The following is a 25,581-nucleotide window of genomic DNA, read 5'->3' on the forward strand; positions in this document are numbered from 1 at the left end:
GATCAATGAGAAAGCTGGACAAGCAGATCGCCAAAAGAATTGTGGCAAAGCTCCATGAGATTTCACAGCTCGAAGACCCGAGGAGCATGGGAAAGGGCTTGACTGAAAATAAGTCTGGTCTATGGCGCTACAGGGTCGGAGACTATCGGATAGTTGTCGATATCGAGGACGATGTTCTCGTCATCCTTGTTGTCGATGTAGACCACCGAAGCAGGGTTTACAGGACTCGCAGGTAGACTGGTCGACACCGCTGACGCAACGGGGAGGGTTTTTGACCCTCCCCGTTTTTACGCTTGCCAACAGGGGTGGCCGTCGTAGGGCCCGCCGTCTGGAAGTCGGTCGTACTCCCGCGGCCCCGTTTCCAGCAGCTCCTTGGCGCGAGCGAGGTCGTAGCGCACGTCCCATTTGCTGCAGCAATACCAACTCGAATCGCCGTGGCCATAGGTGACGGGCTCCCATCGCGTGTCGACGATCGGGACGAACTCCAGGACACACCACCGATAAGCCGTGTTTTCGATGTAACTGTCCTGCAGGTTGGCCTCGCTGATGGTGTCGATGGTGCCGCCCCAACGGCATAACGTAGCTACGTGATAACGGAACTGTGCAATATCGTAACTATGTAATTTCTGACTAAATGAATTTCCTAACAAACGAAAAGCCCCTGATCAGGGCAGGGGCTTACGGATTTGTGAGCTATTAATGTCGCGTTGAACGCTCTCTCATATCGAGCGATTTCTTAAGGTTTTCCGTACCGGCGACGCTATGGCCCAAAAGGCCATCGAGTCCCGATCTCAGCGCCGCTACATCTGCCGCCGAAGCCCCAGCACGCAGGATCTTCGAGTCGAGCAGCGACCTCATGAAGCGTTCCGGAGTCTTTTCCGAGATGATCGCCTCGACCTCCTTGGAGATTCGGTTCGGATCGCGGTCAACGGGAACCGTCGGCATCTCCTTGGATGAGACGGGGTGTGCCCCGTTGTTCCTGAGCCAATACCTGAACTCGGTATCGACATCCTCGGGAACCTCGACCTTGATCTCGTTAGTTTTCTCATCGATCACGAGGGTGCCGTAAAGAGAGTCGCGCTCGGCGTTCTCCACCATCCCCTCGAGATCGAGGATGCCCATAAGGATAGGGAACTCCATTAAGTTCTCGAATCCAGACCTGAGATACCCGGTTAACCCGTTTTTATCACATTGGTAAGGGATTATGGCGAAATAACCGTTGTGTGAGAGTTCCGGCCATCCGAACTTGAGAGCGGTCTCCACTTTATGCGAGACATGGGCCATGGGAATGGTGCCATCGCGTGAGAAGGGTTGAACGAAGACGCCCTCGCGCCCTTTCGGATCTCTCTCAACCTTGAGCAGGATGTTATGGGGCTGTGTTGTGAAGTAAACGTTCGCCGGCAAGTACTGGACACTAGATATATGGACACATGGCTGCCCAAGGTCATTCTCAAAGTACATATCAGCTCCTCCTGATATTCGTTCGCCTGGCCTTATCCTTCGCGCTTACCGCGACGCCGCGGTCGGCCTTCTGGGCGCGCTCTGCATCGAAGGCCCTGACGAGCGCGGGCGCGTACTCTTCCGCAAGCGATGCGGCCTGCAGCCTGAACATGCGGGAGATGACGCCAGCGTCCTGCTTCGCCTGCTTGCCTGCGAGCGCGATAGCGGCCTCGCGGATCTCGTTGGTCGTAGGCTCCCTTCCACCGAACTCAGCGAGCTCATTTTTCACGGTATCCAGCGAACCGCCGTCATTTCGGGCATAGGCGGCGACATAGGCCTGTTTGAGCGCCTCGACCAGCCTCACATCAGCCGCAATCCCAGTCTCGGTGCCACCGCCGTCCCGATAGTAGGCCGTCGTGGCCCCCTCAATCGATTCGGCGAGACTATTCCCTACGTTCATCCCGTCTCCAATCTCATTCAGCCTCGATAGGTCCAATTGCAACAAAACGAGCAATGCCCTTTGAAAGCCGATTGTGCCTGTCGTTTAAATTCCATGACCGTTCGTGTGGGGATGTTCGTCCCCGTCCTGGCCTCCATCACTGACGGGAGATGCCGAAATGCTAGGACCTTCCTCATCCTGGCCATCATCTCCATCCGACTCGACCTGACCCTTTTCCAACTCCTTCTGCTCCAACTCGGCAAGCTCGGCCCGCAGCTTCTCGAAATTCTCCTCGCCGTCCCAGGGCTCGCCGACGATCTTGGTTGCATCCTCGAGCTGCTTGGCGGCGCGCTCCATTAAGGCCCTTGCCTGATCTAGACCGCTCGCCTCCTTCTCAACAATGCCGTCCATCTGCTGTAGCACGGTGTGGGAACCGGATGTGGCCGATGGCAGCATATGCCTCGACCAGTGAGCCTCGGTCTCGCCTTTCACCCTCAGGCCGATGAAGGGATCGTAGCGGAAGCTGCCACCCCGTTCCTGAAGTGTCTGCTCCTTCTTCACGACGACTTCCAGCCCACGGAACTCTCCGATGGCCCTGATGGGGCCGATAGGGCAGTCGTGGGCCGCCGACTGGATCATCTCGATTGCGTTCGTGCGATTTTGCGCCGAAACACCGTTAACCGAAACCCTTACGATATCCGACCCCTTCTCGAGCTCTCTTTGCCTATTCGCGCGGTCGAGGGCATCATGGTCGCGCTCAAGCAGCTCAAATATCCGGCGATTGACCCTGGCAGATGGCTCATAGCGAGATTCGATTTGATGGCGCATATTCGCCACCGTCTCCGCGTGCGACTGTCTGAGCATAGACTGCGACATGATCTCGCTTCTCAGTTCCTGGATCCTCTTGATGTCGGGGTTGCCGGAAGCCACAGCAGCGAGGTCGGAATAGGAGATTCTCGTCTCATCGATATCGTCCATGCTTCGCACGGACGGCTTATTCGAGAAGACCTGCCCGATAAAGCGTTGCTTATGCTCGACGGTGGAATAGAGGAAGGAATCGAAGGTTCCCTGGGCGACATACTTGTAATCCTTTACCCGATCAAACAAGTTTCCCTGACGCTTGACTCTTCCCAGGCGCTGCTCGAAGTCCGAGGGCCTCCAAGGGCAGTCCAGGTTATGGATGGCCGCGAGCCTTGTCTGGACGTTCGTGCCCGTTCCCAACTTAGAGGTCGATCCCATGAGCACGCGCACCTCACCCTCGCGCACCTTCTCGAAGAGCGTCTCCTTCTTCTCCGGGTTGTCGCCGACGTCGCTGACGCACGCAATCTGCTCGGAGGGGATTCCCGCTTCGATAAGGCGTCTCCCCATATCATCTTGGATATTCCAATTACCTGATGCCGGGGTAGAACGGTCGCAGAAGACGAGCTGTGCGCCGCGCATGTCGGCCGTCTCCTTCCATATCTTAAATACCTCCTGCGCGCAAGCATCGCATTTGCCGCCTTCCAATGGCTCCAGCTCAGGATGCAACAGTTTTGGATCGAGGGCGACCTTCATGCCGTCGCCCGTGATTGCCAGCAGGTTGTCGTTGTCATCGGCGTTTCCGGCACGGACGCGCTCGCCGCGGATACCGAGCTTCTTAACCTCTTCGACCTGTTCGGGAGTGGCAGGTACGGTGACATGGATTTCCTCGCAATCGGGCACCTTGAGGTTCACATCCTCCTGCGTGACGATATCCGCAAAGGATCGATAGGCGCTCATGAGCTCGGGAAGGTTATGGAACTTCGTGAAGCGCTGTTTCAGCTGGAAGCCGTTGCCCTCCGGTTTAATCTCCATCGAGTCCTCAATCGTCCCGAACGTGAACGCCCAGGCCGGAAACGACGATAGGCCCTGCCGCTCGAGAAGCTCAGGAGCAAGGTAGCGCTGCATGTTGTACAGCTCGCCCATCGTATTGGTGACAGGCGTGCCCGTGGCGAACACTATATTACGTCCACGGCCGATCTCTCGAAGATAGCTGCACTTATCGAGCAGGCTCTCACTGCGGTTGGACTTTGAGGAGGCCATTCCCGCGATGTCGAGGCCGTGGGTTTGGAGATTCTTATAGCTATGCGCCTCGTCCACGAAAAGGAAGTCGAAGCCGATCTCCTCGAATGAAAGCCCCTCGGTCTTCGGGGTCGAATGGAGGCTCGCGAGCTTATCATCGATTTTCTTGGCCTCTTCCTCGAGCCTTTTAACCGAGAAACTTCCACCGTTCGCCTGTGCATCCATCTTAGCCTGCAGGAATTCTTCCTTTCGGCGTTTGAGATAGACCTCCTTGCGCTCCTGAGAAAGGTCGAGCATATCGAAGCGCGAACCGGATACGATCACGGCGTCCCAATCTCCTGCCGCCGCACGTCCGAAAAACTCTCTAACGGAGTCTGCGGAATCCGACTCCGTTTTCCCCATATAGAGGACCCTTGCCCCGGGATAGAGGTAGGCGAAATCAGATGCCCACTGCTCGGTAAGATGCTTAGGCACTACGACGAGCGGCTTGTTGGCCCGCCCGAGGCGCCGAGCCTCCATGCACATTGCGATTCCCGTATAGGTCTTACCGGCGCCGACAACATGGGCCACGAGCGTGCCCTCATCAGCTTGTCCGGCACGTGCCACGGCGGCGCGCTGGTGCGGCCTCATCTCAACGTCGGGATTCATGCCGGGGAATGTGAGGTAAGAGCCGTCATACGTCCTGGGAGCCAGACGGTTATATCTGTCGTTGTAGATTCCGCACAGGACATTCGCCCGATCCGGATCGGTCCACACCCACTTCTCGAAAGCCGATGAGACAATGCGTCTCCTATCCCATGCGGCCTTGGTCGCCTGAGGGTCGGGGACCTTCTTGCCGGTGAATGGGTCCTCCCTGTTCAGCTTCGTCTCGCTGCCGTTGAGAACGGCCGAGACGACCTTGAGGGGAGTGTAGGCGTTGACGCCAAACCTAGCCAGCACCTCAAGAGAAAGGTCCGTCACATTTCCCGTCAGTCTCCATTTGCCGGTATGGGGCTCATGGGCGACCTCGAATTTCCTCCGCTTTGACGCAGGCATCTCGCCATCGGTAATCTCGAACGTCTCCTCGATGAAATCCATGACGATAGAGGGCGGAATCCAAGGGGAGCCGAGGGTAGCCGCAATCTCCCCAGGGCCCAACTCGCGTGGAAGCACGGCCTTCAGCTTCATTTCGCACGAGTGCAGTGTAGCGAGCCTCTCGGCATCCGACTCGGTTAGGCCGAAGCCTGCCATATGCTGTTCACGCCTTGCCCTGTAATCGGCAAGGTCCTCAGGGCTGAAAAGCTCCTCGTGCGGAATGGGCTGCTCGACGTCACCCACCCAATCGACATGGGTGATTTCTGTGGCAGCATCCTCACCCGCCTGACGATAACCGAGTGAGACTAGGAATTCGGCCGGAACGGGATCCGCCTTCATAGCGGCTGCGAGGGCTCCCGAAAGAGGCTCCTCTCCCGACTCCCGAGAAATAGAGACCCCGTACACCGTCGCAAGGTTTACGATTGGTTTAGGAGTCTGATAGACACAGTCGGCGTCGGCCCGTCGAAGCGCGGCGGCAAGGACATCGGTACCCACGCGGGGCTCTCTGGACAGGCGCCAGAGAACTTCCTCGGTATTCATTCCATCGGTTGCAAATTCACGATTATTGGCTCGATATCCGACAGATCGCGCGACAAGCGTTGCGATGAGCGGGTTCGAGATGACAGTGCGGCCGTCCCTACGCTCGGTTGAGACGGATACCCCCTCATCAAGTTCGCTCAGGGCGGCGATAAGCGCCTCGCCCGTCCATGTACCGAATTCCCGGTCGCGCCAGCTGTCCGGCAACCTATCGACATGTGCAGATGCGATAACGGCACGGTTGGCAGTCAGAGGATGGACGCAGGTGTCCCATAGGCCGCTCTTCACGAGAACGGCGACGGTCCTAGCCACCCCCTCGCTCGTCTCGGGAGTCCGAGCAGGAGGAATCGATACAGATTCAAGCCAGGAGCCTTCTCCGGCGTTAAAGCGCTCAGTTTCAATATTCTTCTGTAGCGCATGGATGGCATCAAGCTTCTTGCCGATATCGCCGGAAAGGTATGCCTCTGCGCTTTCGATTTTCGATGTGATCGGGTCGCGGACAATGAGGTCGCCGAGCCTTTCCTCGGCCTCGTCGGCGTCGCAGCCCAGAAGGCCTCCGATGAGCGCGAGATCCACTCCTCCCGTACGGTCATACGAGACTGCGAGGGCATCAGCCGGGGTCTCGGAGCGGTCGGGGAGGGGCGTCTGCGGGCGAACCGTGCGCTTCGAGAGCATATCAGCCTTACGCACGAAGTTCTTCTTGGTGTCCAGCACCTCGAGGCTGAACAGATTGATGCCGAGCGAGCAGTCGTGATAGCCCTTCTTGATGAGGATCCTGCGGTTCTTCGGGTCGTTCAGACGGCCGTAGCGATCGGCAAAGCGATCGTAGCGGTCGTTAAGAGACTTGATTCCGGCGTCGATTGCGGCATCGGTCGACTCGGGATCGCGCTGGAGGGCGATAAGCGCCCGTGCGGCATCCCTGAGCTCGATCATAGCGCGGGCGCGGTCCTCGGCACCTCGTCCCGCGGGGTGAAAGCGCTCCACGGTATCGCCGTTGCCATACCAGATCGAGCCGCCGTCGCCCAATGTGAACTCATAGAGTGCCGGGTCGGTGGGGATTTGGACGACCTCGGGGGCTGCGGACCTACCCGGCACACCCTCAAATGTATGGGCAGTAGTGCTGATCGCCTGATCTGCCAGAGCCTTCCTGGCCCCATCGGCGATCCCTGCGGCGTCAAGTCCGCTGGTCAGCGAATACCCGGGGCCGTATGCGGTCATCACGGAGCCCTGGTCTCCCACGGCGATTGATGGATTGCCTGCAAGTTCCGAATTTACGCGGAAGCCGTCCGCGTTCATCGCTGTGTGAACCCAGGCTGGAGCGTTGTCGCGCGAAATCTCCCGCGGCTCGGCAAGCTTCCTCAGGATAACGAGGTCGCACAGCGCGCTCGTTCCGGCCTGGCTCTCAAAAGTCTCCTTGGGGAGTCGGACCATGCCGATAAGGTCGCACTCGCGCGCAAGGTTCTCGCGAGTCGTCTCGCGGGCCTTGTCCATGGTGTAGCGGCTCGTCAGCACGGCGACGATGCCGCCCGGGCGCACGGCGGCCACCGACCTTCTGATCATATAGTCATGGAGCGGGACTCCATCGATTTTGATTGCATCCGAATAGGGTACGTTGCCGATAGCGGCATCAAATGAACCATCGGGGATCTCGCATTTAGCGATATCCGCCGCGACGATCGTGTGGTCTGGACACAGCACGCGCGCGAGCCCTGCGCTCACGGGGTCGATCTCCACGCCAGTGACGTGTACATCCATGCCCTCTGGAACACAGCGCATGAAGTTGCCCGTACCGCAGCCCGGCTCCAGGATCTCAGCCGTGCCCTCATCGCAGATACCGGCGCCCCTCAGCGTCTCCCAGATTAGCTCCACGACGGGACGCGGGGTGTAGAAGGCCGTGAGGACCGTGGCACGCTGCTCTGCGAACTCATCCTCACTCAGCAGCTCTTTCAACTCTTGAGATACGGCAACCCAGCCGCCGGTCGGATTCTGAGCAAAGGCGTTCGCGGCGCCACCCCAACCGGAGTAGGCCGAAATCGCACGCTTCTCCTCGGGAATTGCCTCTCGTCCCTCGTCCATGGCCGCCTTGAGGGCGCGTAGCGCAGCTACGTTGAGCTTCGCACGCTCCAGGGGCGTATGGCCGGCCTGGGCATCCGGGTTCAGGTATTCGTTGTTGTAGGTGGTGGCTAGAGCGTGAGCACCGTCTCGTTGAGGGCGATCTCCTCGGCCATCTTGTGGGCGCTTTCGGCCTTGCGGATGTAGTCGTCGTACCGGCACTGGGCCATCGTGAGCTGCGCGAACTCCGGTGTCGCCCCGCAACTCTCCATGCAGCTGTCCTGGAGTTCCGCCAGCCTCGTGAGGTAGTTGCGCTCCACCGCCTTGAGATACTCCTCGGTCTCGCCGGCCGCGTCCATCCTGGCCAGCTCCTCCGGAGCGTTCTGCTCCATGAAGGAATAGCGGAGACCCCTCACGCCCTTGTACGGGTTCTTCAGCACCGACATGTGCCTCCTCCTCGGAATCGTCCTTGCGGGTGGCCTCATCGCCACCCGTTTGGCTTACATAAGATTCCAGTTGCGCCCCGAAGTCAAGAGCCAACCTCTGTTGGGTCTCCTCTTTTTCTGCCGGCTTCTCAGCCGGTTCCTCATACATCGTCGGGTCATCCATGGCGAAAAGGGAGATCTGCCCCTCTGCCGCGACGAATCGCTTCGACGTTCTCCTTGCCATGGCGCTACGCCCCCTTCCGTGCGTTATGGGATGTCCCGCGCGCTCCGGCATCGAAGGAGGCCAGCATGCTCTTCAGGCGTTTCGTCGTCATGTTTGCCGACTGCCCGCGCTCTGACGGACCGTTCTGCGCGGTTCGCGTTCTCGGCCGGCACTCGAAGCCAGCCTTTTTAAGGGCCCGGTCGATTCTATCCGTGGCGCCCCTCACCTGCGCGCAAACGCGCTCGATTCGGGCGAGAAGAAGCTCCGTGTCCTCCATCGGCACGGGAACATCCAGGCCGTCATCGACCCCGTAGCGTCGAAGCGTCACGTGCGTGGCCATCGGGTCCATGCCCTCGAGATCAACGTCTTTTGAAGCCTCCGAGACCGCGTCGAGTCCGACCGCGTCGCCCTCGATCACCCTAATCGGAGCTGCCCCAGGCCATGAGGAAAGGCCCTCGAAAGCGGAGGCGGGGTAGACCGTCTCGGGTGCGAGCTCGCAATCGAGAGTCAACTCATCCCCGACTCGCCTGGCGATAGGGACGAGGATGTCGAACCCAACCGGATGCTCCTTGATTCTGCCGCCCAGTTTATCGGCGCGGGATCTACTGAGGACGGTCGAGGTATCTGCCTCTGGATGGTCCAGTTTGAAGGCCGCAAGGGCGAGGATTCCCCTCGGGCCCATCTCGGGATGCTCGGACATGGAGTCGAGAATTGAGTCCCAGCCATGTGGATGTCCCAACACGGCTGCAAGCATCTCGACAGGCGCTTCAGTGTGCCTCTGCTGCATTGTTTCCTCCCCGTCTCAGTCAACTCCCATTGATGATGGGGGAGTGTAACCACAACATCCGATGCGGGAACAAGTGTTCACGGCGAATAGGAGGTCTCAAATCTATAGACTCATAATGATTCAAAATAAATCGCGGCGCCGTACGGCGCGCCTATACCTCGAGTCTCATAGAAGGATGCGTTTCGGAGATCGGAAAAGTAATAGGTCCCCGATGTTTTTATGCCATCCGAATCAACAGGCGCGCACCCGCTCCCCATTACTGCATGATTGTCACGAGGATTACACCCAGAGCTCCACGCACGCCCAGCTTCGGCAATAATCTCGTCCTTACAGTAGCTACCGTTATGAAAGAACGCGAAATGGGGAGCGGCGCCCCCAAACTCCTCGCCCAATTCAATTACGCCGACATTTTTACATTTGGCAGCGTCATCGTCCGTGCCAAGGACAATCCAATTCGACGGAATTAGCGCATAGGCGCCACCGCTAAGCTCAATACGCCTAAGCTCATCCGGTACGCTGTCCTGCTCATAGTATGAGGAGAAATGTTCGTGAAGGCGTTTTAACTGACTTCGTGTGGCCTCCAAATCGCTCCACATCATTTCCCGCGATCCGTCCTGCGGAAGAAGCTTCATCTCCTTTTCAATTACCCTGATCTGCTCCGTACAGGCCACATCGACCGTCTTGGCAACTCTCGGTTGGAGCCCCATAGCGATATTGGCGATGTAGTCTATGGCCTCGCCAGGTGTCCGGAGAGAGTCTGGGGTTGCCTGCATCAACCCATCTAAGGCGGCCTTGGTATCCACCTCAATCGTAGTGCCGATTTTGACCTTATTCATCTTGGCGCCATGTCGCGGCAATCTTGCCATAGCTCATCCATTCTCAATCTATGTTTTCGTTGATTTAGCATCCGACGATAGGTGGAGTTACAACCGGAAGGCCGATTCTTTAGTCCGGCACCTTATCGGCGCCCTCATCCATCGTTTTGGGAGCCGAGGCGATCTCCGCGAGCCTCGTGAGCCCAGAGGCGATCTCCACCGCGTCCGCACCCAGCAGCCAATCGGCGGGCACACCGAACGTCCTCGAGAGGGCCTTGAGCGAGACAGCGGAGGGCAGCCTGACGCCCGTTAGCCAAAGGCCGATCGAGCGCGACGACTGACCGATCATGTCCGCAAGCTCATCCTGACCGACACCCGTCACCCTCATGAGGGCGGCCAGGCGCCTGCGAAAAAGCAGCAGGGACGGTTCGGTTGTGTACGGTCCGGGCGCGTTCTTCATCTCGATCAGTACGTCCCGACGTTGAATCCCTCGCCCTTGGTGTAATCAACTGTCACGGGGATCTCCGTCTCGTTGGGGAAATAAGCTCGGATGATCCAGTAGGGGATATCTGAGCCATCGGGACCCATCCCCGTGTTGACGCCACTCGACTCGATAAGGGTCTTCTCGGGAGCGCCGTATTCAGAGGTCAGGGAAGTGAGGTACCTTGCGACCACGTCTTGGAAACCAGCCTGGGTCATCTCCTCAGGGAGGTTGTCGGGGACGGCCACGATCGACGGATCGACCTGAATCGTATCGCCCTGCCCATCCGCGGCGCCTTCCGATTCGTCATCCGTGCCAAAGCCATCGGTATCGACCGCACCGTCGGAGGCAGCCGAGGATTCCACTGCCGAGTTGTCATCTGTCCTGCCTGTGGGTGGAAAGAGTGCGAACGCGACGTTGATTGCGATGCAGACAATGATGATGCCCACGCAGGCGAGGATAATCCCCTTCGAGTCCAGCTTCTTTCCCTTTTTGTACATGGTAGTCTTCCCTTTCCCTTGTCCGTTATTTGAGTTCGACCCCGCCTATCCAACCCCAGTAGACGCCTGAGCCCTTGCCGTAGAAGGCGATGAACTCATCGAGCGTCTTGGTGGTAATCGCACCCTCGTTGCTCATGACCTTGCCGTCACCGACATAGATGCCGACATGGCCATAGAGAAGGCCCGGGCTGCCGGTGCCGGGGTGGCTCGCATCGCCGACGATCATGCCGACCTTGAGGTCCGCAGGATTGTTGCTGTGGCACCATGCCTTGACCATGTCGCAAGCGTTTCCACCGAAGGTGCCGACACCCGCCGCCTTGAATACGTTTGTCACCCACGCGGCGCACCAGTTCTGGCCAGGCGAGGGCGTGGACTTGCAGGCGTTGACGACGGCGAGCTGGCTTCCCGTGGCCCCCGCGAGACCCTGTCCCGAGCCGCCGAGGGTACCGGATGTGATTGCGTTGTAGAAGTACTGCGCGTTGGTGTATCGCGATTCCCAGCCTGAGGGCTTGCCTCCCACCATGGCGCAGCGCTCCCACCCCATGGCGTAGATCTTCGTCGCGGCCTCGAGATCGGTCGCATCCATGAAGGTCTGATAGGTGTATTTACCGTCGGCACTGGAAAATGAGCCCCATTCGTCGTGGTCCGACCAGAACTCGAGCTGGACGTCGAGGTCGTACCAGTTCTTGCCTTTATCCTTGGCGAATTGGGCCAGGCGAAGGCGGCGTCCTCCGTCCCATTGGCCTATACCGGTCGCCTTGTTATAGACAGAACCCCTCGCAATGATCTCGTCGTTTGTTTTCGGGCTCTTACCGTCCAGCCAATAGGCACGCGAGCCCATTGCCTGGTCCGCCATCGGGTAAATCTTATGATTTGAAGATCCAGCAGACTCGTGACTGTAGTTGCCCATGATGGCGGCGGCGTGGATGTCGTCGCAACCGTGGTCCTTGAGGTACAGGTAGATGGCGAGCTCGTCGCCGTCCAGGCTGCCGCCGTTGCTCGCACCTCCCGCCTGTTGGCCGAACTGCACGAGCCCAAACGACGAGGCGAGAATCGCACCCATGAGCAGAAGGCCGCCGAGGGAGAGCAGTGAGGCGAACAGGGCGATCCTGTTCTTCCATTCCCTGAGGGAGAGAAGTTGCTTTCTGCCCTTACGGCCCTTGAATAGCTTTCGGGAGAGCTTGCCACCGACGGCGCGCCCCGCCTTCTTCCCAAGGGAGGCCTGCTTGAGGGCGGCCTTCCTCTTCCTGCGCAAAACCATCTTGCGATGGTCCTTGAGCTTTTTGACGGCGGCCGGATCCTTCTTGAATGAGCCCGGACGGCGCTTCATAAGGATGTCGAGCTCGACAGCATTAGCGCACTTGAGCGTCTTGGATGCGCTACCGGTAACCGGGGCGACGGGGACCGTTGCCACCTTTTTCGCAAGCGACGAGGATGCCAGGAGCTGGGCCGAGGGCGTTGCGCCCGACACAGCGGCCCCGCGTCGGGAAGACGAGGCCATGACGGAGGGGGAGAAACCCGATCCCTCCGATGTTTCTGTGCCGGGCGCATCGGCTTCGGATACCCCTGCCATGGATGATTTCGCGACCGACGCGAAGGTGCCGCCGTATGAGACGGCGCCCGCGGCGGCGGATGCCGCACGCGAGCGCGTCGATTTCTGGGCGCTGAGACGAGAGAAGTCCGAGGAGCCGGTGCGCGACCTGTTCGGGCGTGGTGAGGACCCTTCCCATGCGGAAGTGCGCCGCGACTCGGCTTCGAGCACGGCGGGCACGGTGCCCGTACGCCGGCTGACGGTGGTACGGGCATCCGCATGGGCAAGGTTTGAGCTATATCTCGTCGAGCGCGGTTTCATCTACTAGCCCACGAAACCGGAACCGTCGGCATATTCGTTGAGGCCCTCGGGGCTGATCTCGTCGGGGCTGGCGAACATGCCGCCAACGTCCTCACCGCTGTCATTTTGGTATTTCAGCAGAGTGGACATAGCATCGGAGACCGATGCGCTGCCAAAACGCTGGTCTGCCGACTTCTGGGGGGCGACAGCCGCCTGGGAGGAAGCCTGGGCGCGATGACGCTGCGCGGCGCGCTGATTCAAAAACATGCCATTCGGCTGTGTAAAGCTGGTCGCGGGGTCCTGCTGAACAGGGGAGGAAGGCACCGGCTGCTGAGGCGCCGGCTGCTGAGGGGCCTGCGTCTGGGCGCGCGGACGAGGCGCCGAATCCATCTGCTGCCGACGGGTGCCGTTTGACCAGGAGCCCGACTGCGCGTTGAGATCTTCCGCAGGCTGAGTCTGCTCGGGAGCGGGAGCGGACTGGGGCTTCACCTCGGCATCGAGACCGTTAGCGCGCTCCGACATGGCAACGAGCGCAGACAGCGTGTAGCCCACCTCGGAGCCGGAGAGGGCGACCGTGCCGTTCGAGAAGGCGATATCACCGGAGGGCTCGCTTCCAAGCGTGACCCCGACAGACGAAAGAGCCAGCGCGAAATCGTCGAAATGGGTGTCGCTCTCGCGGGTGAAGACCCGATCGATTGCTTTCAGGACGAGGTCCTTGAGCTCAGATTCGGCCTGCGCGCGCAGCTCCTCCTCGGTCGGGAGTCGACGGGTGTTGAAGCGCGAGAAGTCCGCGCCCTCCTGGAAGTCACGAATATCCATATCTTCCATCCTTTCCTTGTTGGCGGTAACCGTGTCTCGGTTGCCGCCTCCGTTAAAACCGAATTGCTCACTCGCCGGCCGCACATTGGGTCGAGGGCGCGCCGGGGGAGCCATATGTGCGGGCGATGGTACGTTGCGGCCGATCTCCTCACGCGTTGATCGCGGGGTCGATGACGGAGTGTCTTCCGGTTCGTCGAGCGCGGCGACGTCTGGGTTTGCCGCCGTCGACTTGACTGCACGGCGCTTGATATCGGCGGGACGGGTCGTGCAGATGTCGTAGAGCGTCGGGCAGATCTTCGAGTCAATCTGGAAGTCGAAATGCACCACGCGATTCTTGAACACGTAGAGACCCTCGCCGGGATGTGCGGTAGCCAAAACCTTCGTCTGGCTTTCGGAGAGATTGAACAGCTCTTGGAAGTCGGGGAGGAGGTCGCTTGTCTGCTGCAAGATCGTCACGAATGGCGAGTTCTGGAACATGTAGCGCGTCTCCTCGCTGTTGAGGACGCGCGAGAGGTTCTGCGTGATGGCGTTGATGTAGAAGTCCCACTTGCCGCCACGGGTGAAGAAGCGGTCGATCTGGCTGCGGGCGTAAGGGCTGTCGAGCAGGAGCTGGAACTCGTCGATGACGAGCCAGGTTCTCCTACCGGCACGGCGGTTCGCCGAGACGCGGACCCAGATGTGATCGAGGATGATGAGCAGCGCCAGCGGTTTGAGCTCGCTGGATAGCTCGTGCAGGTCGAAGCACACGAGATTCGACTGGAGGTTCACGTTCGTCGGATGGTTGAACAGCGACAGCGTGCCCGTGACGTAGCGGCGAATGAGCTTTGCCAGGTCGCGGGCGTCGCGCATATCGGAGCCCTGCTCGGACATCAGGAAGTCATAGATGTCCTGGAGTGTCGGCAGGTTCTCGGGACGCGGGTCGTCAAGATACCGGTTGTAGGCGTATGCGGCGGCGGCGTCGAGGACGTTAGCCTGGGCATCGTTGACGCTGCTGGCCATCATGCGAACGAGCGATTGGATGAAGGACACCTTCGCGGGCACGGGGGAGGACTTCGTCTCCGGATCGTCCGAGCCGTAGGCAAGGGAGATGTCGAGAGGGTTGATGAAGTCGCCCGAGTTCTCGGCGATGCGGATGACCTGACCGCCCAGATACTCAGTGGGCGTGACATACTCGCCCTCGGGGTCGATCGTGATCACGTCGTCGTCCGGATGCTTCAGGTGCACGGGGATGATACGCGTGATCTTGGAATTGAACGACTTGCCGGATCGGGGCTGCGCCAGCGTGAAGCTGTTCGTGTGCTCATGGGACACGGGGTCATAGACGATAAACGAGCGGGTCTCGGCGTTGAGGCCCATGATGTTACCGCCTGGATCGTTCATCTCGGCGGCAACGAACATCAGCATGTGTGACAGGGGGTCCGTGGTCAGCGTTCGCTCATACGGAATGTAGGGGGCGCCGATCGGCAGGGCGGTCGAGAAGGACTCCTCGCGAAGGGCCCGCCATGAATCGGGATAGGGCTTCCTGTGAGTCGAGAACACCTTCTCCACCTCGCGGCAGGCCTCCTCGAGTTCAGTCTCCGTACGCCCCTGGACGGTCACGACGGTCGTGACGCCAAAGGCGTGCATCTCCGCGCTCTCAAGGTCATCTCGGAACGCCTCGGCGTCCTCCTGGGCTTCGCGCATCGCGGGCGGCATGTTGTTCTGGTCGACGAAGTAGCCGACCTCGGGACGGCTCGTGTTGAACTGGTAGGTGTTATTCTCCTCGGTGATCTCGTGCAGGTGGTTCTCGGCGGCCGAGATCGCGGCAGAGAACTCCCAGGGACGGATGTGCCACGCGACGGTGAGGTCGTAGGGCAGTCCCGTCAGGTCCGAGATAAAGGAGTCCTTCATGGTCTTGCCGTAACCGTCGAGGGTTACGTCGTAGGTCTTAACCCAGCGACGGCCGACGATCATGCGGGGGTCGCCGCGGTAGCCGTCTGCGGTGAGGACGGAGGAGGGCGCCACGAGCTCGCGGGTCGTGAGGCCCACAGTCCCGGATAGGCGCTCGAAGTTCGCCGTGCCCGGAGTGTCATCCTGGCGCGTCATGGTCTGAATGATGTCGAGGCGCTGCTGGCCGTCGAGGACATGCGCATCGGACCCGAGGTCGCGCATGAAGCGCAGGAAGGAATCCGCCTCCTGGGACAGCCGGGGCACCGCACGCTCCAGCGTGTCAGCGGACACGGCAATCGTGATGATGCGGTCGCGGCGCACCGAGCGGGAGGACTTGGCAAGCATGGAGCGGGTCCATGCATTGTACTCGCGGCGCAGGACGTTACCGCGCTCATCGCCGGGAACCTCACGGAAGAGCAGGTCGGATGCGAACTCCTCCGGGCTCACGCGCTTGTTCATGATGAAGATGCCGAGGCGAACCGTATGGTCGAGCGAATCGAGGTATCCCGCCCACGCCTCGCGCACGAGATACTGGTCCTCGGGTCGCGCTCCCTGGTAGTTGACGTCATCGACGCGAAGGGCGATGGAGTAGGTCTCGCTGTCGATGCGCATGACGCCGTCAACCGTGAGCAGCTCGTAGGGGACGAGTTTCGTGGTCGACCACTTAGGCTGGACGAGCTTCACATCGGTCGAGAGCGCAGTGTTTACACCGAGCTCGGCCTGTTCCTCGTCTGTCGCCCAGGAAGAGCCGAGGGGGATGGATGGCACGTCGGTGCCGTAATTCACGACATACTTGTCACGTTTCTTCTTCAGTTTTTTCAGGCGTTTGTCCATCTGGCGCACGCCCTTCTGCCAACCGGCCTCGAGGGCGCTCGCGCGGCGCTCCTCGGCCTCGGCAATCTCTCGGTCGAGATCGTCAATAGTCAGTTTGCTCATCTAGGATTTCTCCCATCGTTTCTCACGGAGGCCTCAGCCATCGCCTGGGCGATTCCCGCCGGCACGGCCTCCTGCTCAAACTTCCTCGCCTTCCTTGCTGCCTTTTCGCGGCGTTTCTGCTCGCGCACCTCTGCCTTCGTCTTCTTCGGAACGGCCACCTCGAAAGTCGGGACAGCGAGCGTGAGCTGATCGGGCTCCGTCCTGTCCTTCAGCATGAGCGGCAGCCATTTCTCAGATTTCAGGCCGTGGTGCGAATGGAGGCCGATGACGCCGATGGCAACGCACACCGGGATCGCCATGTAGGTGACAATATCGAGGCTCCAGCCCCATGCGTAGACGCCGTATATTCCGACGGTCACGACGGCAACGGCGGCAAGTGCCGCTATGGCCGAGCGCTTGGAAAAACGACCAAAGATGTTTCTCGCGACATAGTTGTTGATATCGTCGCGCACGAATGTCTCTGCCATTTCACTACCTTTCCTAGACGAGGCCGAACAGACTGTTGGCAACGACCTTTGACTTGTTCACGATTTCAGTAATGCAAAGGACGGAGCACATCGACGGGATGAGCGCGGCCGCGGCGCCCCCGAAACCATTCAGGGTGCTTGTATCAGACGTGATAGGGGCTATGAGTTCGGTTGCGACCGTATTGATAAGTGGGATCATGCCAATCGCGATGACAATCATCACCGCCTGGAAACAGACCGCGGCGAAACGCTTGAGATAGCCGACGCCCATGGGTCTTGATTTGTCGTCAGCAAAGAACGCTAGGCAAAGGGGGCTTGCGGCGGCCCTTAAATATATTTCGCCGACACGCACGAAGATTGTTGTCAGCACGGTGAATAGGCAGGCGACGCAGGCGACAAGGGAAACGATGGCAAGGATGAGAAGAATAAACGAGGTACCGGCCTGTGCGTAAGTCAGGGCGTCGAATGAGCTGGTTACCTGTTCCTTTATTCCAATGGAGTTGGTCGTGTCGATTCCCATGGATGCAAGCGTGTTGTTTACGACCCCGACAAGGTGTTGGGCGAGAACGTATACGGCCGCACAGATGTCCATCGCATGGACGATGAGGGTGTAGCTCACTGCGAACATCATGACGACGAATGCGAGGCTTGCCATGATGTCGACGCCTGCCATCTTGCGACGGACATCCAGCTGGTGCATGAGGGCGACACCGAACGTCAGGCCGAGAAACGCCATGGCATAGGGCTGGAAAGCGCCTTTCGATAGCTTTGATGCCATGGTGTAGAACTGGCCGAAAGGACCATTGGTAAAGTCGGATGTGAATGCAGTGCTCGCCGTAGAGGACACTAGCGAAATGCACCATTCGGCAAGGCTCGTGGCGCTTTCCGCAAGCCCACGGCAGAAAGTCCATGCCAGGTTTTCGGCAGCATATTTAAAGAACTTAAAATCTAGGGCAAAATCCGGGGTCTTCTTGCTGATAAGTTGGTTGTCCAGATCCTCTGGATCTTTTGACTCAGAACCCTGCGATTCATGCGGCTTATGGTTGTCGTTGGGACTTGTGCTCGTCGAAGCAGACGCGCCCTTTTCCCAACCATCAGGAGCCCAGGACGGTTCGAAGTTTTTCTTAAGGTCCTCGCCCTGCAGGCTACCGTTATACTTCTTCATTTTGCTGTGGGATTTATCGACAACTTTGCCGTTTTTATCGTAGTAGACAGGACCCTCGACGGTACTTCCGTCTTTGGTGGTCGTTATGGTGTAGCCAATCTTGTAGGCCTTAATGCCGCCATGCTCGAAGGAAACATACTTGTCCTTATCGATGTCACTCCACCTGATTGTAATTTGCGTGCGCTCGGGGTTCATGTTGTCAACACCAAGGTTGACATTCCACTGACCCTTTTGAGCGGCATAGGCAATCGTCGCAATGGCGCATGCCACAACGAGCATCAAGACGCTGACGGTAGCAAAACGTAAGACACGATCGCCAAACGAAGTCGGCCTTTCATCGTATTCAAATTCGTCATACGGGTCTGTTGGCCCGGGCGACGCAGCACCACCGATAGGGGAGCCGGCCGCGAAGGCGAGCAGCCTCTCTCGGATCTCCATTATCCTAGGATGCCGTTGAACAGCTGGGAGATGATATGGGAGAAGCCGCAGCCGGCGATAAAGACGCCAGCGAGAACCTGCCACCACTCGGTACCGTGGCCGGGGCGTCCCTTAGTCTTCTCCTCGAGCAGATTGTAGACACCCCACAAGGCAAACAGAGAGCCGCCAGCGATCATGACGTTCTCGAATTTGGTAACGAGATCAGCAAGCTGTTCCATTGAAATTTCCTTCCCTTAAGGATAGTTGATACCTATTCACGCGCCCTTAGGCGTCGATGACGATGGTTTTGGGGCTGGTGCGGTCTATGAGCACGACACCCTCCGGTGTTGACACGTCAGGGCTATCCGCGTGCCGCCTGGCGCGCGCCCACTCGAGCATGTCGGTCTTGCCGGCGCTGAGATACTCCTTGCGCCTGGGGTGAATCTCGGGATCGGCCTTGAGGTCGCGAAACCACATGCCCTGCTTGTAATGGGTCACGCACTCGTCAGGGGACAGGCCGTCCTCCTCGTTGAAGCTGTAGAGCTCCTCGGGGCTCATAAGCGGGACCTTGACGTATCTCGTACTCTCCTGAATGGATTTGCCGCTCGCGGAGTTCGAGACGGAGTAATCCGTGAACTTCTTCGTGGTGTTGCCCATCTCGCGCGATATCTGCTCGCAATCGGAAAAGAGGGAGGAACCCATGTACATAAAAATGGCCGAGTTTGCTCGGATGGATTCCGACTGCTTGCCGTATCGGGCCTCGAGCTGCTTGCCGTCCTGCACGATCGCGCAGAGGTTGATCCAGAACTTACGGCTCTCGGCGAAAAGCTTCTCGAGGTCGGGGATCTTACCTATCTGGGCGAGCTCGTCGAGATAGCAATAGAGGGGAATCTCAAGATGGCCGATTCCATTCGTTGACCCGATATCCTTCGAGATATCGAACAACTGGTTCAGGGCCATCGCGGCGACGAAGTCATAGGGGCCGCCGCCGGACTTGATGCAGAAGAAGATGGCGCGCTTGCGCTTGTCGATAGACTGGAGGTCGAGCTCGTCACGGCCCAGCATCTTTCGAATCGCGGGGTTGTTGAGCCTTTGCAGACGAGCGGCACACGAGGACACGACCGCCGCCATCTGCTCGGGAGCGCCGGCGTTGGCCTTGAATGTGCGGTAGTTGGTGAGGACCGAGTTCTCGGGGAGTGACTCGTCATCCAGTGCGTCCTCTCCGTAGGTATCGATGATGTACTGCGCGAACCCATCGAAGCCGTCGCGCTCCCGGGTGCCCTCGAAAACGAGGTCGAGCTTGTTGATGCCCTCGGCGCCGTCGGCCTTGGCCATCGCGAGGTAGTCGATGATGCCGGGAAGGGTGCAGTCGGCGGTATTGCCGTTGGCCTTGAACCAGAAGACGAACATACCGCAAACGCAGGTGTAGAAGTTCTTCTCCATATCGATGAAGAACTGCTGGTCCCCGTGCGTGTCCTCGCCCTTGGTGTTCGAGATGAACATATTGACCAGGGAGTTGATGGACGTGACGTCGCGGCAGTTGATAAGCGGGTTGTAGGGGGTTGAGGCCAGGATATGCTCCTCGTCGCGCAGGTCGATGACCTGCACGTCATAGCCGTTCTTCTCCAAAAAGGCGGCAGATGCACGGAACAGCTCGCCCGAGGGGTCGGTAAAGACCATGTTGCCGTTCATCTGCATGATCTGATTGGTCACGAAACGGTAGGACTTGCCGGCGCCCGATCCGGCCATGATGAACATGTTTCGGTTTGGCACCTGGCTCTCGCGCCTGATCGGGTCCTTCTTGTCGTTGACGATGGATGTGCCGGCAACCTTGCTGTTGAGCGAGAGGATGATATTGTCGTCCTCGACCGTCTCGCACCATTCGGGAACCGGCCATTCGGCCGTCGCCTTGTTGTGCGAGTACAGCAGACGCTCCTGGGCGGTCGAGAAACGCTGGGATCCATATTGCTTTGCAGGCGAGATGTCCTCTCCGGGCGCCTCATGCTTAAGGAGAACGGCAAGGGCGATTGCGAGGGCAGCGGCGACTGAGGCCAGCAATGGGACCCCGCCGAAATAGATGCCGAGGGGCCGGCGGGATGCCGCCCACGCGACGAACGCCACGACGTCATCGGACGTCTCGATACCGCTTGTTCCGAGCATGACCTTCTGGACCGTGAGGTTCACGATCCAGAAGGCGGCAGATCCCATCACGGCGGCTCCGACGGCCTTCGTTATGTCTATCCTTGGCAGCTTCATCGGCTACCTCTTGACCCGCTTGTTGAGGGTTCGGGAGTGCGTGGCCGGACGATTTTGGTTGCCGATTTGGTGACGGTTGGCCTTGCGGTCGGCAGCGTCGCGCATGTTGACGGCGCGGATGACCTCGTGCGAACCCATCTGCTTGGTTCGTCCCTGGCGCTGCTGGAGTCTGACCGACCCCTCGAAGGCCTCACGGTCCTTCAGCGTCTCGATTTGGGTATGGCATCGGACGATGGCATCGGCACGGTCCTCACGAAGCACTCCCTTGTCATCGCCCTCGCAGATTTGGTTCCCGATTTTCGCCGTGTGTCCGTCGGGATCGGTAATCCTGAAGGCTCCGGCCGTGGAAACGGCGGCAGTGTATACGACGCCGTCCCACCCGGTGAATTTACGCTTGTACATGCCGTCGTTCTGGTCGAGCTTCCAAGACTCCCCCAGGTATTCGATATTCTCCGGTGCGGGCGGGAGCCCTACCGGGGGCAGGCCTACAGCGGGTAGCCCGATTGCCGGAAGGGCGGGGTACTCTTTTGGCTGGGAAGACGACTGGATATCGTTTGGATTGGCGGGCATCTGGACGCCGCTCTCGACCGGACCCCTCATCGCGTTGTCCACATCGGCATTCGAGATCAGTTTCCTCTCGATTGCCGTCTCAATGCAGGCGGCGAGCGCCTCCTGGTCCTTCATCTTGTATTCGATTGCGAAATAGCCAGTCGCCGGGTCCTCGAAGACAGCGAACCCGATGCGGTGCTTTCGGCAGATGTCGGAAAGGAGCGACAGGTCGCTTCGGTCGAGCGCACCTTCCTTGCCGAGGTTGACGAGTTTTATGACGTCGTTGCGGTCGCGCCTTAGCGTGTGCTCTGTGACGAGGCCGTAACGGCCGAGTCCATTCACATGGCTGATCGCGTGGTTCGCGCCGCGACCGGCAACCCTGCCGGCACCCCCGGCAACCTTGCCGGTGCCGCGCGCCAGCGCTCTCATCGTGATGATGAGGACTTCGCGTGCCGGGGGCAGGACAGCCTGGCCGAGCATCAGCAGAACACGCATGGCCTCTTCATTCTCTCCGGGCATTACTGTTACCTCCTTCCGGCGACGTGTAGTTGGGGCCGCACATAAAGCGGCCCCAACTACAGTTTTCGCCATATAGGCCACCCGTGCCGAGAGGTTTGGTGCCACAGGGTGACAATTTCTTTAATTAGCTATGCCTGCGCGCCCCGGGTCGTTTGACATGCACGCCCGGTTGCTTCAGGCCCTCGGTAACTGCAGTCGTGTGCTGATATAGACGCCTTGTAGCCAAGGCATCGGCAAGTGCGGTATGCGGAGCGCCCTCGAAGCTGTATCCCATGGCATCTGCCGCAGAGGTGAGCCTCCATCTTGAATGGGACTCTGAGAATGGGCCGTATACGCGCCCGAATTCCTCCATCGCATCGACAATTTCCGCTGTCTGCGGAATGATGACGCCTTCATGCTCGAGGAATCCAAGGTCGAAGCCGACATTCCATCCGACGATCTTCTCCGCGCGGTCGAATAGCGACTGGACGGCCTCGAGATAATTCTTAAAAGGCTTATGGTTCGCCACCGAGTCGGGTGAGATGTGGTTCACGCGCTCTGCGGCAGGCCACTCGGTCTTATGCTGCGGCTTGACACGCAGATGGACCGACGAGGGCGAATCCTGACCCTCAATATCGAGAACCATTGCCAGGGTCAAGATTTCTTCGCCGTCATAAGGGTCGAGCCCCGTCGTCTCGGTGTCAATCGTCATGCACACGATGGGAGAGTCGAATGGTACCAGCGTGATGCTCAACTTGCCGTCCCCTATGCCTGTCCGTAATGGAAATAGGCAGTACGATTGGAGGCCGTGGTATGAAGGGCGCCCTCGGTACCGCCTCCCAGCTTCCTGCTGATCTGCGCGATGAGGTTTTTCGTGCCGGGCATCTCATGAGCTCGCTCGGTCTTGATATCGCTCTTTTGGACATAGCCCTCGTCGACAGACTCGTCCCACTCGTCCTGGGTCGCCTCGGTGTAGAAGACCGGCGCCTCGGGGTCGTTTTCGATAGCCTGGGAGGCAAGCGTATCGATGTGGCCGGTATTCCCCCTCACCGCAGCGTGGACAACGTCGTCGGTAAGCGCGCCGCCGTTCGCGATGTACTCATAGAGGCTCTGGTCGGCCGGGTCGGGAATAACGCGCCCGAATTGCTCGTCTGTGACATAGCCCTCGTCGCCGATCCTGAACTGGCCATAGGGCCCCGCCGGCCATGGCATCGCGATACGTGAGAGCTCCGTGTCCGCCATGACATAGAATTTCATGACGGCGAGCTTCTCATCTCGCGAGATATAGTCCTGGACGGCAATAGACGCCTTCGGGTTGATGTGGGTTCGATCCGACGGCGAGAGTTCAAGGCCGCGCTCGATCTCATATTCGGCCTGGGCGGTGGAGGCCGTGAAAAGGGCCCGTGCGAGCAGCCAGGACTTCTGACCCGCATACGTGTCGGGGACGATGCCGTCAAGAGCGACCTCGGCCACGGCCGAGAGAAGGTTCGGCTCTGCCATGATCGCACCGAGCGTGGCGACAGCCGGCCACTTAAGGTATCCCTCGCATTGCTGCGGGTCCATGATCATTTCGCGCGCGGCATCGAAAACGCGGTCGAGGTCGAGCAGGCCCAGCCCGGCCGCACCCGCTCTATCCAGTTTGTCCATACGGCTCTCCCTTCGGTCATAGTTCCGTTGGTTGTATCGTCCGCCCTTGGGCTTGTCGATGAGAGCCGTTGAACAACTGTTCCTAGATTTTGGTTAATGTTTAAGCGACTGAGCGTGGGGGAGGGTCACGTCGCGCTCCATCGACACAACCCCATCAGACGATGCCGTGCTTTTGGTCGCAAGTCGAAGCGAGTCAATGATCTTTTTCGTGCTGGGGCTGCAATCGACTCTGTGGGGAGCCACGCTCAGCTCTTCATACTGATCGAGGATCACGTCCACCTTCCGCGACTCGTCGAAGGTCTGGCCGCGGTAGAGCGTATAGTCGTGCCCGCCGATGCTGACAAGGCCGTCTGGCATAAGGGCAATGTCCTTCGCTTCAATCGCCGGCACGATGGCGAAATTTACGCCTGCGGCGATGGCGATATCCTTATATTCAGGGGGAATGACCATCTCGCGGAATTCCGGCAGGTCCCTCATCGAAAGAAACGCGTTCATGTTAATTTCGACGGCCTCGTATCCGCCCCTTCCGGCGCCATCGATAACGGAGCCGAACACCTCCGAGTCCATGAGGATGCCGGGTAGGGGGTCTACACTTGACCTCTGCATGTAGACGGTACGGTCCCCTTGGGCAGGTCCGTCGAGGTTCACAGTCACATCCGACCAAAGCGAGCCGAATGAGTCAGAGCCGTCGGTCACATCGAAGGCTTGGATGCAGAGCGAGTCGTTCTCCTCGTAGAACTGCTTCACGAGCTCAACGGTCTTCGGCTCGCCGTCAACCGAATAATTGACCTTGATGCCGCCCTTGGTGGTTGCATCTACATAGAGGCTGCTGTCCTCGATGCGCTTTTTGAGGTTCTCCCTATAGGCGACCAACGATCCCGGGAGCGCCTGAATCTGAGAAAGGCCTTTTTCCAATTGGTCAATATCGACAACGACCGGCTGCTCGATTTTAGGGAATGGGCCCAGCTGAAACGCTTTCACCGCATAGTCGCTTCTATCTTCCCTAGCCGTCATAACGAGGGCGGCGTCGCTTGGAAACAGAGTAGTACCGTCAACCCTAACGATCCTGACGGTATCTCGCCTTGTCGCCGATGCCACAGACTGAAGGACATGCGACGATGCCTGGTCGATATTTCCGAGAACGATGGCGCCGCCGCTTGCGGCAGAGATGGCACCCGGCTTGATTGGGCGCCCGCCGCCGATAATGCCTGCGATGCTTGCCGTCCCGATATCGGAGACAACGGCAACGTTACCCTTTGCACCGACACCGGCAAGGTCTCTCATGAGCGTCGCCTCATCGCTTTCGCCGACGCGAAAGAACGCGCGAAGCGCCTCTCCCGCACGCTCCGGGCTATCCGTCTCAATTAGGATGGGAATTCGCGTCGCAAGGGCCCCGGCCACAGCAGAGACTGCAGCAGGCGGATAAACCGGACTCAATTGATTTGGTTCAGCCGGCATAGACCTTCCGATAAGATTCTCGGGATTACCCAAGGAATCAGGTGAGATCGAGTCCAGGGTTTGAAGGCTCGGGTGAGAAGGCCTCAATCCGCGTGGAGTTGCCGCGGAAACGACTCCCTGGAGATTCAACTCATGGCAGAGATCCTCAACTGCAATGGCGCCCCGGCACGAAGTCACGTTACCGCCGAAGTCCAGCGATCCGAAAAACAGCTTATCCTTGATATACGTAGGATCGACCTGCCCCGAGGCGCTCAGGATACCAAGTGCTATGGGCAGCGCGAGGGAGCCTGCGTCTCTGAATCGACCTGAGAAGGCCTTGCTATAGCCGGGTGATGGCATGACGTCGATAGAACCACTGTCTCGAGGCAAGGTGTATCCCTGCGCCTTGAGTGCACACCTGACAATGCCCCGCAACTCCACGGCGGCGTTATCCTGAATGCCTAGAATGTGAATGCCGGGAATTCCCGGTTTGAATTCAATCGCGATGTCAATGGGTACTGCCGAGGCGCCTTCCACAATGGCGCCATGGACAACTGTACGATTGGTCATAACTTGCTCCAATCCTCAATGATAATGAAACAAGTTTGACGGCAGGCATTAACCATAGCGTCTAGCTGAACAACTGTTCCGGGCCCTCACTGGGTCGCCGCCGATTGAAGGAGACGGTCCATAGCATATTCACAATGTATATACAGGGAAAACAATTGTTTATGCATTGAGCTGTGGTGGATAGTGGTGGACAGCCAGAAGAAACCAGTGGATTCGAGAAGGAATAGCCAATAGTAAAGCGGTTCCC

21 protein-coding genes are annotated in these 25,581 nt (G+C 59.1%); 2 read left to right on the forward strand and 19 right to left on the reverse strand.

The features are described 5' to 3' along the window. Positions 1-5 precede the first annotated feature (5 nt). Positions 6-236 carry a type II toxin-antitoxin system RelE family toxin gene (locus tag I2D41_RS08455; protein WP_229030401.1) on the forward strand — a complete coding sequence of 77 codons (231 nt, stop codon included), beginning with the start codon at positions 6-8 and terminating at the stop codon, positions 234-236. 51 nt (positions 237-287) lie between these two features. On the opposite strand, the gene I2D41_RS08460 is transcribed toward I2D41_RS08455, so the two are convergent. The 10 genes from I2D41_RS08460 to I2D41_RS08505 all read right to left on the reverse strand — a co-directional run bounded on the left by I2D41_RS08460 (position 288) and on the right by I2D41_RS08505 (position 12,284). Further along, positions 288-650, reverse strand: a complete 363-nt coding sequence (locus tag I2D41_RS08460) for a hypothetical protein (protein ID WP_195246327.1) — start codon at positions 648-650, stop codon at positions 288-290. A gap of 46 nt (positions 651-696) precedes the next feature. Then, positions 697-1,461, reverse strand: a complete 765-nt coding sequence (locus I2D41_RS08465) for a hypothetical protein (protein ID WP_195364220.1) — start codon at positions 1,459-1,461, stop codon at positions 697-699. A 1-nt stretch (position 1,462) separates the two neighbouring features. Further along, complete coding sequence (locus I2D41_RS08470; protein WP_195364221.1) at positions 1,463-1,900, reverse strand: hypothetical protein; 438 nt, start codon at positions 1,898-1,900, stop codon at positions 1,463-1,465. Positions 1,901-1,984: 84 nt separating this feature from the next. Beyond that, positions 1,985-7,606 (reverse strand): DEAD/DEAH box helicase family protein, encoded by a 5,622-nt coding sequence (locus I2D41_RS08475; protein ID WP_195364222.1) that lies wholly within the window; start codon positions 7,604-7,606, stop codon positions 1,985-1,987. A 107-nt stretch (positions 7,607-7,713) separates the two neighbouring features. Then, positions 7,714-8,028, reverse strand: a complete 315-nt coding sequence (locus I2D41_RS08480) for a TnpV protein (RefSeq protein ID WP_195246337.1) — start codon at positions 8,026-8,028, stop codon at positions 7,714-7,716. Between the two features lie 227 nt (positions 8,029-8,255). Further along, entirely contained in the window at positions 8,256-9,017 is a 762-nt protein-coding gene (locus tag I2D41_RS08485) for a hypothetical protein (RefSeq protein ID WP_195246339.1), read from the reverse strand. Positions 9,018-9,127: 110 nt separating this feature from the next. After that, positions 9,128-9,853, reverse strand: coding sequence for a hypothetical protein (locus I2D41_RS08490; RefSeq protein ID WP_195246341.1), 726 nt, complete (start codon positions 9,851-9,853; stop codon positions 9,128-9,130). Positions 9,854-9,962: 109 nt separating this feature from the next. Next, entirely contained in the window at positions 9,963-10,220 is a 258-nt protein-coding gene (locus I2D41_RS08495) for a helix-turn-helix transcriptional regulator (protein ID WP_195246343.1), read from the reverse strand. 77 nt (positions 10,221-10,297) lie between these two features. Continuing rightward, a complete protein-coding gene (locus I2D41_RS08500) occupies positions 10,298-10,813 on the reverse strand; it encodes a hypothetical protein (RefSeq protein ID WP_195246345.1) in 516 nt (171 codons plus the stop codon). Between the two features lie 25 nt (positions 10,814-10,838). Continuing rightward, the gene (locus tag I2D41_RS08505; protein WP_195246347.1) at positions 10,839-12,284 is read right to left on the reverse strand and encodes a phage tail tip lysozyme; all 1,446 of its coding nucleotides are present in this window, start codon (positions 12,282-12,284) and stop codon (positions 10,839-10,841) included. Positions 12,285-12,312: 28 nt separating this feature from the next. Here I2D41_RS08505 and I2D41_RS08510 point away from each other — a divergent pair, with 28 nt between their 5' ends. Then, positions 12,313-12,672, forward strand: a complete 360-nt coding sequence (locus I2D41_RS08510) for a hypothetical protein (protein ID WP_195246349.1) — start codon at positions 12,313-12,315, stop codon at positions 12,670-12,672. On the opposite strand, the gene I2D41_RS08515 is transcribed toward I2D41_RS08510, so the two are convergent. From I2D41_RS08515 to I2D41_RS08555, 9 genes are all read right to left on the reverse strand, one after another. Beyond that, entirely contained in the window at positions 12,669-16,328 is a 3,660-nt protein-coding gene (locus tag I2D41_RS08515) for a VirB4-like conjugal transfer ATPase, CD1110 family (protein WP_195364223.1), read from the reverse strand. The genes I2D41_RS08510 and I2D41_RS08515 overlap by 4 nt on opposite strands. Further along, positions 16,325-16,795 (reverse strand): PrgI family mobile element protein, encoded by a 471-nt coding sequence (locus I2D41_RS08520; RefSeq protein WP_195233357.1) that lies wholly within the window; start codon positions 16,793-16,795, stop codon positions 16,325-16,327. The genes I2D41_RS08515 and I2D41_RS08520 overlap by 4 nt, the downstream gene beginning before the upstream one ends. A 13-nt stretch (positions 16,796-16,808) precedes the next feature. Further along, positions 16,809-18,398, reverse strand: coding sequence for a hypothetical protein (locus I2D41_RS08525; protein ID WP_195246355.1), 1,590 nt, complete (start codon positions 18,396-18,398; stop codon positions 16,809-16,811). Further along, positions 18,398-18,616, reverse strand: coding sequence for a hypothetical protein (locus I2D41_RS08530; RefSeq protein ID WP_195233353.1), 219 nt, complete (start codon positions 18,614-18,616; stop codon positions 18,398-18,400). Before I2D41_RS08530 ends, I2D41_RS08525 begins: the two co-directional genes overlap by 1 nt. Positions 18,617-18,662: 46 nt before the next feature. After that, positions 18,663-20,585 carry a VirD4-like conjugal transfer protein, CD1115 family gene (locus I2D41_RS08535; protein ID WP_229042289.1) on the reverse strand — a complete coding sequence of 641 codons (1,923 nt, stop codon included), beginning with the start codon at positions 20,583-20,585 and terminating at the stop codon, positions 18,663-18,665. A gap of 51 nt (positions 20,586-20,636) precedes the next feature. Continuing rightward, a complete protein-coding gene (locus I2D41_RS08540; RefSeq protein WP_195364225.1) occupies positions 20,637-21,701 on the reverse strand; it encodes a hypothetical protein in 1,065 nt (354 codons plus the stop codon). Between the two features lie 124 nt (positions 21,702-21,825). Then, on the reverse strand, positions 21,826-22,434 hold the full coding sequence (locus I2D41_RS08545; RefSeq protein WP_195246361.1) for a 3'-5' exonuclease: 609 nt from the start codon (positions 22,432-22,434) through the stop codon (positions 21,826-21,828). A gap of 11 nt (positions 22,435-22,445) precedes the next feature. Further along, entirely contained in the window at positions 22,446-23,327 is an 882-nt protein-coding gene (locus I2D41_RS08550; protein ID WP_195246363.1) for a hypothetical protein, read from the reverse strand. Between the two features lie 93 nt (positions 23,328-23,420). Further along, positions 23,421-25,334 carry a magnesium chelatase domain-containing protein gene (locus I2D41_RS08555; protein WP_195246365.1) on the reverse strand — a complete coding sequence of 638 codons (1,914 nt, stop codon included), beginning with the start codon at positions 25,332-25,334 and terminating at the stop codon, positions 23,421-23,423. Positions 25,335-25,581: the final 247 nt, after the last annotated feature.

The sequence above is a fragment of the Collinsella aerofaciens genome, assembly GCF_015552075.1.
Lineage (GTDB): Bacteria > Actinomycetota > Coriobacteriia > Coriobacteriales > Coriobacteriaceae > Collinsella > Collinsella aerofaciens_Y.

Excerpts from the sequence above, each read along its gene's own strand:
- I2D41_RS08550 (WP_195246363.1), bottom strand. The coding sequence starts at position 23,327 with ATGGACAAACTGGATAGAGCGGGTGCGGCCGGGCTGGGCCTGCTCGAC.
- I2D41_RS08500 (WP_195246345.1), bottom strand. The coding sequence starts at position 10,813 with ATGTACAAAAAGGGAAAGAAGCTGGACTCGAAGGGGATTATCCTCGCC.
- I2D41_RS08555 (WP_195246365.1), bottom strand. The coding sequence starts at position 25,334 with ATGACCAATCGTACAGTTGTCCATGGCGCCATTGTGGAAGGCGCCTCG.
- I2D41_RS08510 (WP_195246349.1), top strand. The coding sequence starts at position 12,313 with ATGACGGAGGGGGAGAAACCCGATCCCTCCGATGTTTCTGTGCCGGGC.
- I2D41_RS08490 (WP_195246341.1), bottom strand. The coding sequence starts at position 9,853 with ATGAATAAGGTCAAAATCGGCACTACGATTGAGGTGGATACCAAGGCC.
- I2D41_RS08475 (WP_195364222.1), bottom strand. The coding sequence starts at position 7,606 with ATGGACGAGGGACGAGAGGCAATTCCCGAGGAGAAGCGTGCGATTTCG.
- I2D41_RS08485 (WP_195246339.1), bottom strand. The coding sequence starts at position 9,017 with ATGCAGCAGAGGCACACTGAAGCGCCTGTCGAGATGCTTGCAGCCGTG.
- I2D41_RS08525 (WP_195246355.1), bottom strand. The coding sequence starts at position 18,398 with ATGGAGATCCGAGAGAGGCTGCTCGCCTTCGCGGCCGGCTCCCCTATC.
- I2D41_RS08515 (WP_195364223.1), bottom strand. The coding sequence starts at position 16,328 with ATGAGCAAACTGACTATTGACGATCTCGACCGAGAGATTGCCGAGGCC.
- I2D41_RS08540 (WP_195364225.1), bottom strand. The coding sequence starts at position 21,701 with ATGCCCGGAGAGAATGAAGAGGCCATGCGTGTTCTGCTGATGCTCGGC.
- I2D41_RS08520 (WP_195233357.1), bottom strand. The coding sequence starts at position 16,795 with ATGGCAGAGACATTCGTGCGCGACGATATCAACAACTATGTCGCGAGA.
- I2D41_RS08495 (WP_195246343.1), bottom strand. The coding sequence starts at position 10,220 with ATGAGGGTGACGGGTGTCGGTCAGGATGAGCTTGCGGACATGATCGGT.
- I2D41_RS08535 (WP_229042289.1), bottom strand. The coding sequence starts at position 20,585 with ATGGGATCTGCCGCCTTCTGGATCGTGAACCTCACGGTCCAGAAGGTC.
- I2D41_RS08530 (WP_195233353.1), bottom strand. The coding sequence starts at position 18,616 with ATGGAACAGCTTGCTGATCTCGTTACCAAATTCGAGAACGTCATGATC.
- I2D41_RS08465 (WP_195364220.1), bottom strand. The coding sequence starts at position 1,461 with ATGTACTTTGAGAATGACCTTGGGCAGCCATGTGTCCATATATCTAGT.
- I2D41_RS08480 (WP_195246337.1), bottom strand. The coding sequence starts at position 8,028 with ATGTCGGTGCTGAAGAACCCGTACAAGGGCGTGAGGGGTCTCCGCTAT.
- I2D41_RS08470 (WP_195364221.1), bottom strand. The coding sequence starts at position 1,900 with ATGAACGTAGGGAATAGTCTCGCCGAATCGATTGAGGGGGCCACGACG.
- I2D41_RS08455 (WP_229030401.1), top strand. The coding sequence starts at position 6 with ATGAGAAAGCTGGACAAGCAGATCGCCAAAAGAATTGTGGCAAAGCTC.